The 14,992-nt window shown below is 65.8% G+C and carries 6 protein-coding genes and 1 pseudogene; 4 read left to right on the top strand and 3 right to left on the bottom strand.

Translation table 11 applies throughout. The features are described 5' to 3' along the window. Positions 1 to 9: 9 nt before the first annotated feature. A complete protein-coding gene (locus ACQP0C_RS24260) occupies positions 10 to 918 on the bottom strand; it encodes an STAS domain-containing protein (RefSeq protein ID WP_357319489.1) in 909 nt (302 codons plus the stop codon). Positions 919 to 1,026: 108 nt separating this feature from the next. Continuing rightward, positions 1,027 to 1,644: a mycofactocin system transcriptional regulator gene (gene mftR / locus ACQP0C_RS24255; RefSeq protein ID WP_433723377.1), complete on the bottom strand. Its 618-nt coding sequence runs from the start codon at positions 1,642 to 1,644 to the stop codon at positions 1,027 to 1,029. Between the two features lie 39 nt (positions 1,645 to 1,683). Here mftR and mftE point away from each other — a divergent pair, with 39 nt between their 5' ends. Both mftE and mftD read left to right on the top strand, forming a co-directional pair. Continuing rightward, positions 1,684 to 2,415, top strand: a complete 732-nt coding sequence (mftE, locus tag ACQP0C_RS24250) for a mycofactocin biosynthesis peptidyl-dipeptidase MftE (protein ID WP_433723375.1) — start codon at positions 1,684 to 1,686, stop codon at positions 2,413 to 2,415. Then, complete coding sequence (mftD, locus tag ACQP0C_RS24245; protein WP_433723373.1) at positions 2,412 to 3,605, top strand: pre-mycofactocin synthase MftD; 1,194 nt, start codon at positions 2,412 to 2,414, stop codon at positions 3,603 to 3,605. Before mftE ends, mftD begins: the two co-directional genes overlap by 4 nt. A 12-nt stretch (positions 3,606 to 3,617) precedes the next feature. On the opposite strand, the gene ACQP0C_RS24240 is transcribed toward mftD, so the two are convergent. After that, positions 3,618 to 4,088 (bottom strand): MarR family winged helix-turn-helix transcriptional regulator, encoded by a 471-nt coding sequence (locus ACQP0C_RS24240; RefSeq protein ID WP_433678430.1) that lies wholly within the window; start codon positions 4,086 to 4,088, stop codon positions 3,618 to 3,620. 232 nt (positions 4,089 to 4,320) lie between these two features. Between ACQP0C_RS24240 and ACQP0C_RS24235 the strand changes: the two genes are divergently transcribed. Together ACQP0C_RS24235 and ACQP0C_RS24230 are read left to right on the top strand one after the other, a co-directional pair. Then, entirely contained in the window at positions 4,321 to 6,003 is a 1,683-nt protein-coding gene (locus ACQP0C_RS24235; RefSeq protein WP_433723372.1) for a fumarate hydratase, read from the top strand. Between the two features lie 852 nt (positions 6,004 to 6,855). Then, positions 6,856 to 14,991 (top strand): annotated as a pseudogene (locus ACQP0C_RS24230) (type I polyketide synthase); the annotation flags it as partial. Position 14,992: the final 1 nt, after the last annotated feature.

Here is a 14,992-nt window from a genome sequence, read left to right as displayed (position 1 = left end):
CCCGCCCGATTACCGTCCGTCGCGTTCGGTCAGAAGTCGATCGGTCACACGCGTGACTTCGTAGCCCAACAGACGCTCCGCCTCTTCGATACCGCCCTGGAGATCGCCGACCGCGTTCATCTTCGACAAGTCCAGTCCGATGGTGACCAGGGTCAGCGCGATCTCCGAGGACAGGCCGGTGATGATGACGTTCGCGCCCATCAGGCCGGATGCGTCGACGGTCTGCACCAGGTGGTTGGCCACAGTGGAGTCGATCTGCGGGACACCGGTGATGTCGATCACGACCACCTTGGCGCGGTTGGCGCGAATAGCGCGCAGCAGCTGCTCGGTGAGCTGGCGGGCGCGCTGGCTGTCCAGCACGCCGATGATGGGGAGGATGAGCAGCTGCTCGCGCACCTGCAGCACCGGGGTGGACAGTTCGCGGATGGCTTCCTGCTGTTGCCGGATGACACGCTCGCGTTCCTGCACGAACGATACGGTCACGGTGTTGGCGATGCGGTTGGCGGCCGGTTCGTATGCGTCGAGCACATGGTTGAGCAGCTCGAAGTTGGACTGATACTTCTCGAAAAGGCTGCGCGCCAGCACGTCACGCAGCAGCAGGACGATGCCGATGACCTCATCGGTCTCGACGCCTCGCGGAATGATGCGTTCGGACAGGTCGCGCGCGTAGGCCTGCAGCGCCTCGGCGCTACCGGTTTCGAGCACCTCGACGTAGTTGTCGTAGACGGAGGTGGCCTCGGAGAAGATTTCCTCCGGGGTCATGGCGGAAAGCAGCTGGGCGTCACCGATGCGGCGGGCCCATTCTTCGCGCAGCGCGGTGCGGTTCTGGCGCAGATGCTCAACGAGCTGCGGCAGCAGGTTGTCGATCGTCCCAGCGGGCAGCGAGTCCGCCGAAAGGCTCATGGACACCTCGGACATGGAAATTCCAGCCCCTTTCGACGGGTTTGTCGGGATAGTCGTGCATTCGGCTGCTCGCCGATACCGAGCCTAGTCTTACCCCATCGAGGTTGCCGGTGAAACCTGACGCTAGCCCGCCGGTAGATCCGTATTCCGTTTGTCCGCCGCGAATCCACGTGCCAGTGCCGCGAGCGCCTCGTCGAGATAAACGGTGAGGTCGGCGTCGGCCCTGGTGAGCCAGGCGTCGAACGCGGCGCGTGCGGCGGCCAGGGTGGTGCGGCCGACGGCAAGGGGGAGCAGACCGTTCTCGGGTTCGCCGAGCCTGCGCGCGGCGAAGGCGCTCACCGCCCGTTCCCATGCGTCGTAGTGCGCGCCGGCGGTGGCGGCGAGTGCGGGGATGCTGCCGACCAACTGCATGCGAACGCGCAGTTCGGGGACGTCCTCGGCGCGGTATCGGTTGGCGTTCACCACGACTCGGCGCACGGCGGTCATCATCGGCAGGTCGTCGGGCACGGTGGCGAAGGCCGCGCGCAGGGCCGCGACCTCGTCGTCGAACTGGTACCAGAGCACCTCGGCCTTGGTGGGGAAGTAACGGAAGAAGGTACGCCCGCTGATGCCCGCGGCCGCGGCGATCTGTTCGACGGTGGTTTCGTCGAAGCCCTGTTCGGTGAACAACCGCAGTGCGATCAGTTCGAGTTCGCGCTTGCTGGTCCCGCGTGGACGGCCGCGCACCCTGGCATCTGTCACGGTATTGATTATGTCAGTGACTGACGATAATCTCGCGGCATGTCGGAAAGTGTCGCGGACCACAGTGTGGATGTGGCGCGGCTCACGTCGCCGGAGGCGGGTGAGCGCGCCGCCGCGGGCGTGATCCTGGTCGTGCCGGTGGGAGCCACCGAACAGCATGGACCGCATCTGCCGCTGTCCACCGATACCGATATCGCGGTGGCATTGTGTGCCCGATTGTCCGCAGCGCGGCCGGATGTGCTTGTGGCACCGGCGATTCCGTACGGGTCCAGTGGTGAGCACGCGGGATTCGCCGGCACGTTGTCCATCGGGCAGGCCGCGCTGGAGTCGCTGATCGTGGAGTTGTGCCGTTCGGCCACCGATAGTTTCGACCGCATCGTGCTCGTCAGCGGGCACGGCGGCAATCTCGAACCGCTGCGCAAGGCCGAGGCGCTGCTGCGCGGCGAATCGCGGGATGTGCGGGTGTACCTGCCGCGCTATCGGGGCGATCCGCACGCTGGTCGCGCCGAGACCTCGATGCAACTGGCATTGCGGCCGGATTCGGTGCGAACCGATCTGGCCGTCGCGGGCGATACCAGGCCGCTGCCCGAGATCCTGCCCCTCCTGCGCACCGGCGGCGTGCGCGCGGTGAGCGCCAATGGCGTACTCGGCGATCCGGCGGGTGCCAGCGCCAAGGAGGGCACCGCTCTGCTCGACCAACTCACCGCTGACCTGAACGAACAGATCCGGCTCTGGTGGCCGGTGGCTTCTGCGAAAGGACCCCTCCCGTGAACCCCTGGTTCGAAACCGTTGCCGAAGCGCAGCGGCGGGCAAAGAAACGACTACCGAAGTCGGTATACGGCGCGCTGATCGCCGGATCCGAGCGAGGCCAAACTATCGATGAGAATGAGCGGGCCTTCACCGAACTCGGCTTCGCGCCGCACTGCGCGGGCCCGATCGGCGACCGCGACCAGTCGACAACCGTACTGGGACAGCAGCTCTCGATGCCGGTGCTGATCTCGCCCACCGGTGTGCAGGCGGTGCATCCGGACGGTGAGGTGGCCGTGGCACGTGCAGCCGCGGCCCGCGGCATCGCCATGGGACTCAGCTCCTTCGCGAGCAAGCCCATCGAGGAGGTCATCGCGGCGAATCCGGCGACCTTCTTCCAGCTGTACTGGTGTGGTTCGAAAGATGAGATCCTGCAGCGGATGTCGCGTGCCAAGGCGGCGGGTGCGGTCGGTCTGATCCTGACCCTGGACTGGTCCTTCTCACACGGGCGCGACTGGGGCAGTCCGGTGATCCCGGAAAAGCTCGACCTGAAGACCATGCTGACATTCGCGCCGCAGACGCTGATGCGGCCGCGCTGGCTGGCGACTTACATTCGGTCCGGGCACATTCCGGATCTCACCGCGCCGAATATGGCCGTCGGCGATGGGCCGGCACCGGGCTTTTTCGGTGCGTACGGCGAGTGGATGGGCACGCCGGCGCCGGATTGGGCGGATGTGGCGTGGATCTGCGAGCAGTGGGGCGGTCCGGTCATGCTCAAGGGCGTGATGCGCGTCGACGATGCGCGGCGGGCGGTCGATGCCGGGGTCGCGGCGATCTCGGTATCCAACCACGGCGGCAATAATCTCGACGGCACGCCGGCGGCGATCCGGGCCCTGCCCGTGGTGGCCGATGCGGTCGGGTCGCAGATCGAGGTGGTGCTCGATGGCGGTATCCGGCGCGGCAGCGATGTGGTGAAGGCGGTGGCGCTGGGGGCACGCGCGGTGATGATCGGACGGGCCTATCTGTGGGGCCTGGCCGCGAACGGGCAGGCGGGCGTCGAGAATGTGCTCGACATCCTGCGTGGCGGTATTGATTCGGCACTATTGGGACTGCGCAAGACCAGTGTCGGCGAGCTCGATCGCGGCGATCTGGTGGTGCCGGACGGGTTCGAACGGGCGCTCGGCGTACCGGCGGGAGTCGTTCAGTCGGCTTGACCGGCGGGCGGGTTATTCGGGGGCGGCGGCTCTTCGATGATGGGTGAGCAGCGTGTCGTAGATATCGGCGAGGGCGGCCAATTGCTGGCGGTCGAGTACGTCGACCATATGTCTGCGCACGCTGCGCACATGCGCGGGTGCGGCGGTGGCCAGCACCTCCGCGCCGCGCGGGGTGAGCCGCGCCGCGGTGCGGCGGGCATCGTCGGGAATCGGTTCCCTGGCCACCAGCGCGCGCTTCTCCATGCGGGTGATCTGATGGGAGAGCCTGCTCTGCGACCATTCGAGTTTGGTGGCCAGATCGGCGAAGGTGAGTCGGTGATCGGGCGCGTCGGCCAGATAGGCGAGCACCGAATATTCGACGTAGGTGAGGTTCGACTCGCGGGATGAGTCGCGCCCGACCGCGGCGGCGATGAGGTCGCGGGTGCGCACATACCCCACCCACGCACGCATTTCGACATCATCGAGCCAGTGGGGATCGGTCACGAGTGCGCTCCAAACTCTGACATGCCGGGTGGATTGTCGCGCCGCGTTTGTCGCGCGACAACTGCCAGATCTGAGAGGTAGCACTGCTGGGGTTGAACGTGCAACCTTTTGGACCGATGCTTCGAGTGAGGCTTGCCTAAGCAATGGTCGGCCGGTGATCGGCCGATACGCTCGTTGTGCTCGTGACCAGCCTGCGTAGACCGATCCCAGGCCCGCCCGAAGGAGTGCGTCCGTGACCGCGCCGGATTTCCGCTATTCAGATCTGCTGCCGATCGGCGCCGACGACACCCCGTATCGGTTGATCACCACCGAGGGCGTCAACACCTTCGAACACAACGGCCGTACCTTCCTGCAGGTCGAGCCCGAGGCGCTGCGCCTGCTCACCGCCGAGGCGATGCACGACATCAGCCACTACCTGCGCCCCGCGCACCTGTCCCAGCTGCGCCGGATCATCGATGATCCCGAGGCCAGCGGCAATGACCGCTTCGTCGCGCTGGACCTGCTCAAGAATGTGAACATCTCCGCGGGCGGCATCCTGCCGATGTGCCAGGACACCGGTACCGCGATCGTCATGGGCAAGAAGTCCGAGGGCGTGCTGACCGGTGTAGACGACGCCGAATGGATCAGCCGCGGTGTATTCGACGCGTACACCAAGCTGAACCTGCGCTACTCGCAGCTCGCGCCGATCACCATGTGGGACGAGAAGAACACCGGCACCAATCTGCCCGCGCAGATCGAGTTGTACTCCACTGCGGGCGATCCCGCGCATCCGTCCTACAAGTTCCTCTTCATGGCCAAAGGTGGCGGTTCGGCCAATAAGTCGTTCCTGTACCAGGAAACCAAGGCCGTGCTGAATCCCACGCGCATGCTGGAGTTCCTGGACGAGAAGATCCGTTCGCTCGGCACCGCGGCCTGTCCGCCCTATCACCTGGCCGTGGTGATCGGCGGCACCAGCGCCGAATTCGCTTTGAAGACCGCCAAATACGCCTCCGCGCACTACCTGGACAATCTGCCCACCGAGGGTTCCATGGCGGCGCACGCGTTCCGCGATCTCGAGCTGGAAGAGGAAGTCTTCAAGCTCACCCAGGAGTTCGGTATCGGCGCGCAATTCGGCGGTAAGTACTTCTGCCACGATGTGCGCGTGGTGCGCCTGCCTCGCCACGGCGCCAGCTGCCCGGTGGCGATCGCGGTCTCGTGTTCGGCGGACCGCCAGGCGCTGGCCAAGATCACCCCGGAGGGTGTGTTCCTGGAGCAGCTCGAGCGCGAGCCCGCGCAGTACCTGCCGGAGCAGACCGACGCCATTCTCGGCGGCGATGTGGTCAAGATCGACCTGAACCGGCCGATGGACGAAATCCGCGCCGAACTCTCGAAATACCCGGTGAAGACCCGGCTTTCGCTGACCGGGCCGCTGGTGGTGGCGCGCGATATCGCGCACGCCAAGATCAAGGAGCGGCTCGACGCGGGCGAGCCGATGCCGCAGTACCTGCGCGATATGGCCGTCTACTACGCCGGCCCGGCCAAGACGCCCGAGGGCTACGCCTCCGGTTCGTTCGGCCCGACCACCGCCGGGCGCATGGACTCCTATGTCGACCAATTCCAAGCCGCCGGTGGATCTTTCGTCATGCTGGCCAAGGGCAACCGCTCCGCGCAGGTGACCAAGGCGTGCAAGGAGCACGGCGGCTTCTACCTCGGCTCCATCGGCGGGCCCGCCGCGCGGCTGGCGCTGGACTGCATCAAGTCCGTCGAGGTGCTCGAATATCCCGAGCTCGGCATGGAAGCGGTCTGGAAGATAGAGGTCGAAGACTTTCCGGCGTTCATCGTTGTGGACGACAAGGGCAACGATTTCTTCGCCGAAACCCAGAAGCCGATCGCGTTGCGGGTGCGGACACGCTCCAAAGAACGCGCCACCCAGTAACTCGATGGCGGGTCTGGTCGGCGGAATCCGGCCAGACCCGTTGGGGCGGTGCGAGACCCGGGCGTGCGCGCCGCTCCTCAATCCGCAGGGGCGCCCTGCTGATACGCCCGAAGTCGTCATCGAATACCTCTGTTCCAACTCCTCCGGTCCGAGGTCTTCGACCAGGTCGAGGTGGTGGCCGGAGAGCGCCGTGGGCAGCGCCCCCTCGGGTCGATACCGGATCGGAGCGGCTCCCCGATTCGCTCGACTCGCTTCACAGGGTGATATGCGCCGCAGGATCGGTAGTCACCCTGTGATCGTCGAACTCGAAGACCTGAGTATCGCCCAGTTCGGAAGCGAAACGGTGCGCGCGTGTCGAAGTCCGCGCCCAGCACGACCACATCGTGGCAGGTCCAGCTGTTGATCATTCGGCGCGCGAGCTGAGAACCTGCCGCGCCGGTTGGCGGATGTCTCGACCATGACCTAGCATCGGGTACGGGTAACCGGAATCATCCTGGGGAACAGGCCTTTTGGCTTCTTCCGCCGGGTCGACGGCGTTATGGGAGTTGCGCCGTCCACTTTTCTTTGGGGGGTGCAATGTGCCTGTGTGTTCCGTCTGTGACGGGTCGAGAGTCGGGTAACCAGCCTGCGAGCAAGCGCTCGATCTCGCTCATCCGTCAGCGATCGACTGCGAACGCCGATGCGCCATCAGCGTCATCATAACTGCGGCCCTGCCATGCCGTACCCGGATCTTGTCGTACCCGGATCTTGTTGTGCCCGGATCCCGTTGTTGCCGAACTGTTTTGGTGAAACTCGAAGGATGACATGAGCCAGTACGGAAGTGACGCCTACCGCAGTGGTGATATCGCAATAGTCGGCATGTCCTGCCGGTTTCCCGGGGCCAGCTCCCCGGAAGAGTTCTGGCACCTGTTGCGCAGCGGCGCGGAAATGATCGCAACGCCATCGGATATCCGAGCCGAGGGTGAGTTGAAGGATGTCGCCGGCGGCTATATCGACGACGTCGACGCGTTCGACGGACGCTTCTTCGGTCTGTCCGCGCGGGAGTGCGCGGCGATGGATCCACAGCAGCGGATCATGCTGGAATTGAGCTGGGAGGCGCTCGAACGAGCTGGCAGCGACCGTGCAGAACTCGACCGGCGCCGGGTCGGTGTGTTCACCGGAGTCTCCGGCAGTGACTACGCCGTACTCCTTTCGCGCGCGGCTGAATCCGCATCGACCGCCTACTCGTTCGCTGGGACGAATGCCGGGATTGTAGCCAATCGGATTTCCTATGCCTTCGGGTTCGGCGGGCCGAGTATGTCGGTCGACGCGTGTCAATCCTCGGCACTGGCCGCGGTGCATCTTGCGTGTCGCAGCATCATCTCGGGCGAATCGGATCTCGCACTGGTCGGCGGAATTCAGCTGAACCTCGCGATCGAGAGCCACGAGGCGATGTCTCGGCTCGGGGTAATTTCCCCGGACAATCGCTGCTTTGCTTTTGACAGCCGAGCGAACGGCACCGTCCGCGGCGAAGGGGGCGCCATGATCGTGCTCGAGCGGATCGAAGACGCGATCGAGCACGATCATCACATCCATGCCGTGATCCGCGCGAGCGTCGTCAACAACAATGGCACGGGTCCTGCATTGGCCACGCCCAGTGTCACCGCGCAGGCAGCGTTGCTGCAGCAGGCCATGGCCGCGGCCCAGGTCACGCCGGACGACATCGGATACCTCGAACTCCACGGCACGGGCACACCGGTGGGCGATGCGGCGGAAGCAGCGGCGCTGCGGACTGTCTTCGGTGCGCGTGCGGCGCGGAGTCCGCTCCGCATGGGCTCGGTGAAAGCGAATATCGGTCACCTGGGCGCCGCAGCGGGTATGGCCGGTTTGATCAAGGCGGCATTGGCCTTGGAGCACAAGCAGTTTCCGCCGCAGATCAACTTCGACGCTCCGGCCGCGAGTGAGTGGTTCACGGACCGGCGCTTCGAGATGCCCACCACACCGACAGCGTGGGACGCGCCGCATCACCCGAGGGTGGCCGGGGTGTCATCGTTCGGGATCGGCGGCACGAATGCGCACGTGATACTCGGACAGGCGCCGGAACCGAGCACGCGAGGCGCCGAAGGCGATACCGGCTCTGATTCCGATGCAGGCCAATTGATGTCGAAGGTTATCCCTTGGGTGATCTCGGCGCGGTCGCCAATGGCACTGCAGGGGCAGGCGCGACGGTTGTCGGGGTTCGTATCGGCGCATAGCGGCCTGCCTGAGGCCGATGTGGCGGCCGCCTTGGCGCGGCGGTCGAGGTTCGAGTATCGGTCGGTGGTATTCGGAAGTGATCGTGGCGAACTGCTCGAGGGCCTCGGATCGGTGGTGCGCGGGGATGAGCTGGACAGCGGTGTCGTGCACGGTCGAGTCCGGACATCGGGCAAAACGGTGTTCGTGTGTCCGGGGTCGGGCTCGCAGTGGGTGGCCATGGGTCGGGAGCTGTTCGATTCGTCGGAGGTGTTCGCGGGTCGGATGCGGGCGTGCGCGGCGGTGATCGACCCGCTGGTGGATTGGTCGTTGCTCGCCGTGGTGCGGGGTTCGGCGGGGGCTGCGTCGCTGGAACGTATCGATGTGGTTGAGCCGGTGTTGTTCGCGATGACGGTTTCGCTGGCCGAGATGTGGCGCTGTGCCGGAGTCCAACCGGATGCCGTGGCGGGGAGCTCGCAGGGCGAAGTCGCCGCAGCTCATCTTGCAGGCATGTTGACCCTGGAGGATGCCGCGCGCATTGTGGTGGCGCGGTCGCGGTTGTTCGCCGAGGAGACGATGGGGCAGGGGCACACCGCTTCGGCGTCGGCCTCGGTGGCGAGCCGCGAAAGATTCCTGGAACTGCTCGCCGGGCTGCGGCCGACGGCGGGATCGGCGACGTTCTACTCGACGGTGTGGGGTCAGCCGATAGCAGGGGCGGCACTCGGTGCCGAGTACTGGTATGAAAACTATCGGCGTCCCGTCCTTTTCGAGCGCGCGGTGCACCGGCTTCTCGACGATGACTTCGACCGCTTCATCGAAATGAGTCCGCAACCGGTGCTGGTGGCCGCAGTCGACGAGATCGCCACCGAGCGGGCTGCCTCGGTGCTGTCCATCGGGTCGATCCGGCGCGCGGACGGCGGCTGGAAACGATTTGCTACCTCGCTGGCCGAAGCGTTCACCGCGGGTGTGGATGTGGATTGGTCGGCACTCGCTGTCGGTGTCGGTCGGCGGGTGGATCTGCCGACGTATGCGTTCGATCGGCAACGCTACTGGCTCAGCGTGGATCCGGACGAGGTGCCTGTGCCTACGGGTGGCGGTTCGGCTGGCGGCGATGCCCCGCTCGGCTTCGAGGCCCTATTGGAGCTGGTACGCAGACAGACTGCCCTCGTGTCCGGACACTCCCGGGCGGAGGACATTGATCCGGACACAGCGTTCGAAGATGCGGGATTCGGCTCCCTCGACGTCGTCGAGTTACGGAATCGGCTGGTCGCGGCGACCGACGTGCCGCTGCCTCGAACCGCGGTGTTCGATTACCCGACCCCGAGGCGCCTCGCCCAGTTCATCGTCACCGGGGCCACCGGCAACACCGGGTCTCGGGAAACCGAGACTGTGACAGCCGTTTCCGACGATCCCATCGTGATCGTCGGTGTGGGGTGCCGTTTTCCGGGCGGGGTGGATTCGGCGGCAGGTTTGTGGGAGGTCGTGGCCAGTGGCCGCGATGTTATCGGCGACTTCCCGGTCGATCGGGGGTGGCCCGAGGATCTCTACGATCCGGATCCGGATGCGGCGGGCAAGTCGACGGCGAGATCGGGTGGGTTCGTCTACGACGCTGCCGATTTCGACGCGGCATTCTTCGGGATCAGCCCGCGCGAGGCGGCGGCGGTGGATCCCCAGCAGCGGCTGATGCTGGAAACGTCGTGGGAGGCGCTGGAGAACGCCGGGATCGATCCGGAAAGCCTGCGTGGCACGTCGACCGGAGTATTCGCCGGAGTGATGTACGAAAACTACGGGCTGCCCGAGTCCGCACCGGCGAACGTGGAGGGCGCGGTGCTGATCGGCAGCGCGGGCAGCGTGATGTCGGGGCGCGTGTCGTACTCCCTGGGCCTGGAAGGTCCCGCGGTGTCGGTGAATACCGCGTGTTCGTCATCGTTGGTCGCGATGCATTTGGCAGCGCAGTCGCTGCGCTCGGGTGAGTGCGCGCTCGCGCTGGCCGGCGGTTCGACCGTGCTTGCGGTCCCGGCCGTTTTCACGGAGTTCAGCAGGCGGCGCGGGATGGCTCCGGATGGCCGGTGTAAGTCGTTCGCGGAGTCGGCGGATGGCACGGGCTGGTCTGAGGGCGCGGGCGTGCTGGTCTTGGAGCGGTTGTCGGATGCGCGGCGCAATGGTCGGCGGGTGCTGGCGGTGGTGCGTGGTTCGGCGGTGAATCAGGACGGTGCCAGTAATGGTTTGACCGCGCCGAATGGTCCGTCCCAGCAACGCGTTATCGGTGCGGCGCTGGCGAGTGCGGGGTTGTCGGCTGCCCAGGTGGATGCGGTCGAAGCTCACGGCACGGGTACCACACTGGGCGATCCGATCGAGGCGAACGCCTTGCTGGCAACCTATGGGCAGGGGCGGCCGAGCGACGATCCGGTATGGCTGGGGTCGATCAAATCGAATATGGGTCATACCCAGGCCGCTGCCGGTGTCGCCGGGGTGATCAAAATGATCATGGCGATGCGGCACGGCATGCTGCCGCGCACCTTGCATGTGGATGCGCCATCGTCACATGTGGATTGGTCGGCGGGTGCGGTGCGGTTGCTGACCGAGGCCCGGCCGTGGGATACCCCGGCGGGTCGGCCACGTCGGGCGGGTGTGTCGTCGTTCGGTATCAGCGGCACCAACGCGCACGTCATCATCGAGCAGGCACCCGAGTCGGATCTGCAACCCGAACAGCTTGGGAAACAGAGTGTTTCACCGGTTGTGCCGTGGGTGTTGTCGGCGAAGTCGGCTACGGCATTGCGTGCTCAGGCCGAGCGGCTGCTGGAATTCGTTTCGGCGGACCCCGCCCTTGCGGCCGTCGACGTCGGCACCACGCTGATCGGACGCTCGAGGTTCGGCCATCGAGCGGTGGTCGTCGGGCGCGATCGCGACGAGTTGCTGGCGGGCCTCGCGACGGTGGCCCGCGCGGCGGCGCCGGTTGCGGCGGGACCCGCAGCCGCACAGGGAAAGACAGCGTTCGTCTTCCCCGGGCAGGGTTCGCAATGGGTCGGCATGGGTCGAGACCTATATGCCGAGTTCCCGGTATTCGCAACCGCTTTCGACGACGTTGTGGCCGAATTGGATCGCTTCATGGAACGATCCGTTCGCGATATCGTATGGCGCGACGATCTGGAATCCGCCGAAGAACTGTTGGCCGCCACGGAGTTCGCGCAGGCGGGGCTGTTCGCGATCGAGGTGGCGCTGTTTGCGTTATTGCGCGCGTGGGGGATTCGCCCGGACATTCTGATCGGGCATTCCGTCGGAGAGATCGCCGCTGCGCATGTCGCGGGTGTTCTGTCGCTGTCGGACGCGGCCGAAGTTGTCGCTGTGCGTGGCCGCCTGATGCAGGCGCTGCCAACGGGTGGGGCCATGCTCGCGGTCGACGCCTCGGTGGACGAGGTCTCGGCGGTGCTGCCACAGGGTGCGGATATCGCCGCGATAAATGGACCGCGTGCGGTCGTGGTGTCGGGCGCCGAGGCTGCCGTCGCCGCGGTGGAAGCGCATTTCGCCGGTTCGGGCCGCAGGTTGCGCCGGTTGAAGGTGTCGCACGCGTTCCACTCGGCGCTGATGGAGCCGATGCTCGGCGAGTTCGCGGCCGCCATCGCCGGAATCGAGGTCCACCCGCCGCGCATTCCGATCGCGGCCAACCTCACGGTTCGAATCGTCGACCCGAACCATGCGGAAGCCGGAATCGTCTACGGCACACCGGAGTATTGGGTATCGCACGTGCGCGGCACGGTGCGTTTCGGCGACGGTGTTGCGCTATCCAGCGCGGCCGGAGTGACCCGGTTCTTGGAAGTCGGACCGGGCACGGCCTTGACGAGCATGATTACCGCGGCGCAGCCGCACGCGGTGGCGGTGGCGTTGGTGCGGGCCGGTCAACCTGAGCCGGTTTCGCTGGCGTCGGGTGTTGGGCAGCTGTACACCGCGGGCGTGGATGTGGATTGGCCGGCGTTACTCGGCGGTCGCGGCCGGTGGGTGGAGTTGCCGGCGTACGCGTTCGAGCGGCAGCGGTATTGGCTGGAATCTGTTCGGGGTGGTGGTGATCCGGCGGCGTTGGGTTTGGCCGGTGCGGGGCATCCGTTGCTTGGCGCGGTGCTCGACAGCGCTGCCGACGGTGGTGTGGTGCTGACCGGATGGCTTTCCCGGGTGGCGCATCCGTGGCTGGTCGATCATTCCATAGGGGGAGCAGTGGTTTTCCCGGGCGCGGGGTTGGTGGAGCTTGCTGCCGCGGCGGGTGATCGGGTCGGTTGCCCGGTGGTGGGTGAGTTGTTGTTGCAGGCGCCGTTGGTATTGCCCGAGGTCGGCGGCGTGCGGGTGCAGGTGGTGGTTGGGGGTGCGCAGGATTCTGGTGAGCGGACCGTGCAGGTGTTCTCCCGTTCCGATGATGGTGCCTCGCAGGCGGATTCGTGGACGTTGCATGCGCAGGGGTCTCTGCACAGTGAACAGCCGATAGCCGTTGGGCCGGCCTCGGCGCGTTCGTGGCCGCCGCGGGATGCGGTGCCGGTGGATCTCGACGGTTTGTATGCGCGTCTGGCCGAGCGTGGCTATGAATATGGTCCGGCGTTTCAGGGTTTGTCGGCGGTGTGGCGCGTCGGTGATGAGGTCTATGCCGAGGTGAATCTGCCGGAGCCCGTTGCGCGGCAAGCAGATTCTTTCCTAGTTCATCCAGCGCTGCTGGATGCGGTACTGCATGCGATATTGCTTTCCGATGCCGGCACTGGAGGGGAACTGGGCCTGGTGCTGCCCTTCGCCTGGACCGGTGTCGCTGTCCATGCCCACGGCGCCACCGGCGTGCGGGTACATGTCACGACAACAATCGGCGACGCTGGTACGAGCGTGTCGTTGCTGGTGGCCGACGGCGTCGGACGGCCGGTCGTCACCGTCGATCAACTGGTGATGCGGCCGATTTCACGGGAACAACTACGGTCGGCAATGCCTGGACACGGTGCGGGACTGCATCAGGTGGAGTGGGTGGGGCTGTCCGGGGAAGCGCGAAGGGCACCGAGCCTCGGCACGGAGGTGCGGGTAGATCTCGACGGGTTCGATGCTGTCCTGAACGAAGCAGCCGCCCCGGATACATGCATCGTGGAGTGCCGCGTCGTCGGTGATGTGGGTGTGGTGTCGGCGGTGCATGCGGTGGTCGGCCGGGTGTTGTTGGTGGTGCAGCGTTGGTTGGCTGGTGTCGGTGGGGGTCGGTTGGTGGTGGTGACGCGGGGTGCGGTTGCGGGTGGTGTTGGGGAGTCGGTGTCGGATGTGGTGGGTGCGGCGGTGTGGGGTTTGTTGCGGTCGGCGCAGTCGGAGTATCCGGGTCGGATCGTGTTGGTGGATGTGGAGGATTGGGATTCCGATTTGCCCACCGATGAGTTGTTCGGTGTGGAACCGCAGTTGGCGGTTCGTGGGGGACGAGTTCGTGTGCCGAGGCTTTCTCGGGTGGCGGCCGCGGCCTCGTCGGTAGTGGTGGGTGATTTTGGGGCGGGGACTGTGTTGGTGACCGGTGGTACCGGTGGTTTGGGTGCGGTGCTGGCTCGGCATCTGGTGGCCGAGTACGGAGTGCGGCATCTGGTGTTGGTGAGTCGTCGCGGGTTGGTGGCGCCAGGTGCGGTGGAACTGGTGGACGAGCTCACCGGGCTTGGTGCGCGGGTTGAGGTAGCTGCCTGCGATGTCGCGGATCGGTCGGCGTTGGAGCGGGTGTTGGCCGGGATTTCTGCGGAGTATCCGCTGACCGGTGTGGTGCATGCGGCGGGTGTGCTCGATGACGGTGTGCTGTCGTCGTTGACGGTGGATCGGGTCGATGCGGTATTGGCGGCGAAGGCTGATGCGGCGTGGTATTTGCACGAGTTGACGGCGGATCTGGGTTTGGCGGGGTTCGTGTTGTTTTCGTCGGTGGCGGCGACGTTGGGTACTGCGGGTCAGGCTGGTTATGCCTCGGCGAATGCGTTTTTGGATGGTTTGGCTTCGTATCGGCGTGGTTTGGGTTCGGCGGCTACATCGATCGCCTGGGGACTCTGGGAGTCCACCGGCATGGGGTCCGAGCTCACCGATGCCGACCTGGCGCGGATGCGGCGCGCCGGAATCGCCGCGCTCACCGAATCCGACGGATTGGCGCTGTTCGACGCCGCTCTCACCTCGCAACGTCCCGAGGTGGTCGCTGGGCGCTGGGACACAGGGGAATTGGCCGCGCGGGCAAAAGCGGGACACCTGCCCGCCTTCCTCGCGGCGCTGACACCCGCACGGCGAACAGCGGCCAACCAGGCGCAGGCACAGACTTTGCTCCAGCGGCTCGGTACCGGGTCGGCGACACAGACCCGCCAGTTGCTGCACGAACTGGTTGCCACCGAGGTCGCGGCGGTACTCGGCCACTCCGATACGACCGGTATCGATGCCGGACAATCGTTCCAGGAACTCGGCTTCGATTCGTTGACCACGCTCGATCTACGCAATCGCCTGGCGGGTGCTACCGGCATCAACCTGCCGCCCACGCTGGCCTTCGATCACACCACCACAACCGCGATCACGCAGTATCTGCTCGACCGGATCGGCGATTCCGAAGCGGAGCCGGACGAGACAGCGGAGATAAAACGACTCGTGGATTCGATCCCGGCGGAAACACTCCGGCAGTCGGGCATAGTGCGGCTGCTCGAAAGACTTTCGGCAACCAATGAATCCGGATTCCCGCAGGTCGAGGGGAGTGAGATGGATGAGTTCGACGAGATGTCGGTCGACGATCTGATCGGCTACGTGTCCGGTAGGGAATAGC

The organism is Nocardia sp. CA-129566, assembly GCF_050956075.1.
Classification (GTDB): domain Bacteria; phylum Actinomycetota; class Actinomycetes; order Mycobacteriales; family Mycobacteriaceae; genus Nocardia.
Note: the sequence above shows the minus strand (reverse complement) of the source record. Positions and strands in the feature narration are given on the sequence as shown.

What these genes read in the sequence shown, in the direction of transcription:
- mftE (WP_433723375.1), top strand. Translation starts at nt 1,684, where the DNA reads ATGTCGGAAAGTGTCGCGGACCACAGTGTGGATGTGGCGCGGCTCACG.
- ACQP0C_RS24260 (WP_357319489.1), bottom strand. Translation starts at nt 918, where the DNA reads ATGTCCGAGGTGTCCATGAGCCTTTCGGCGGACTCGCTGCCCGCTGGG.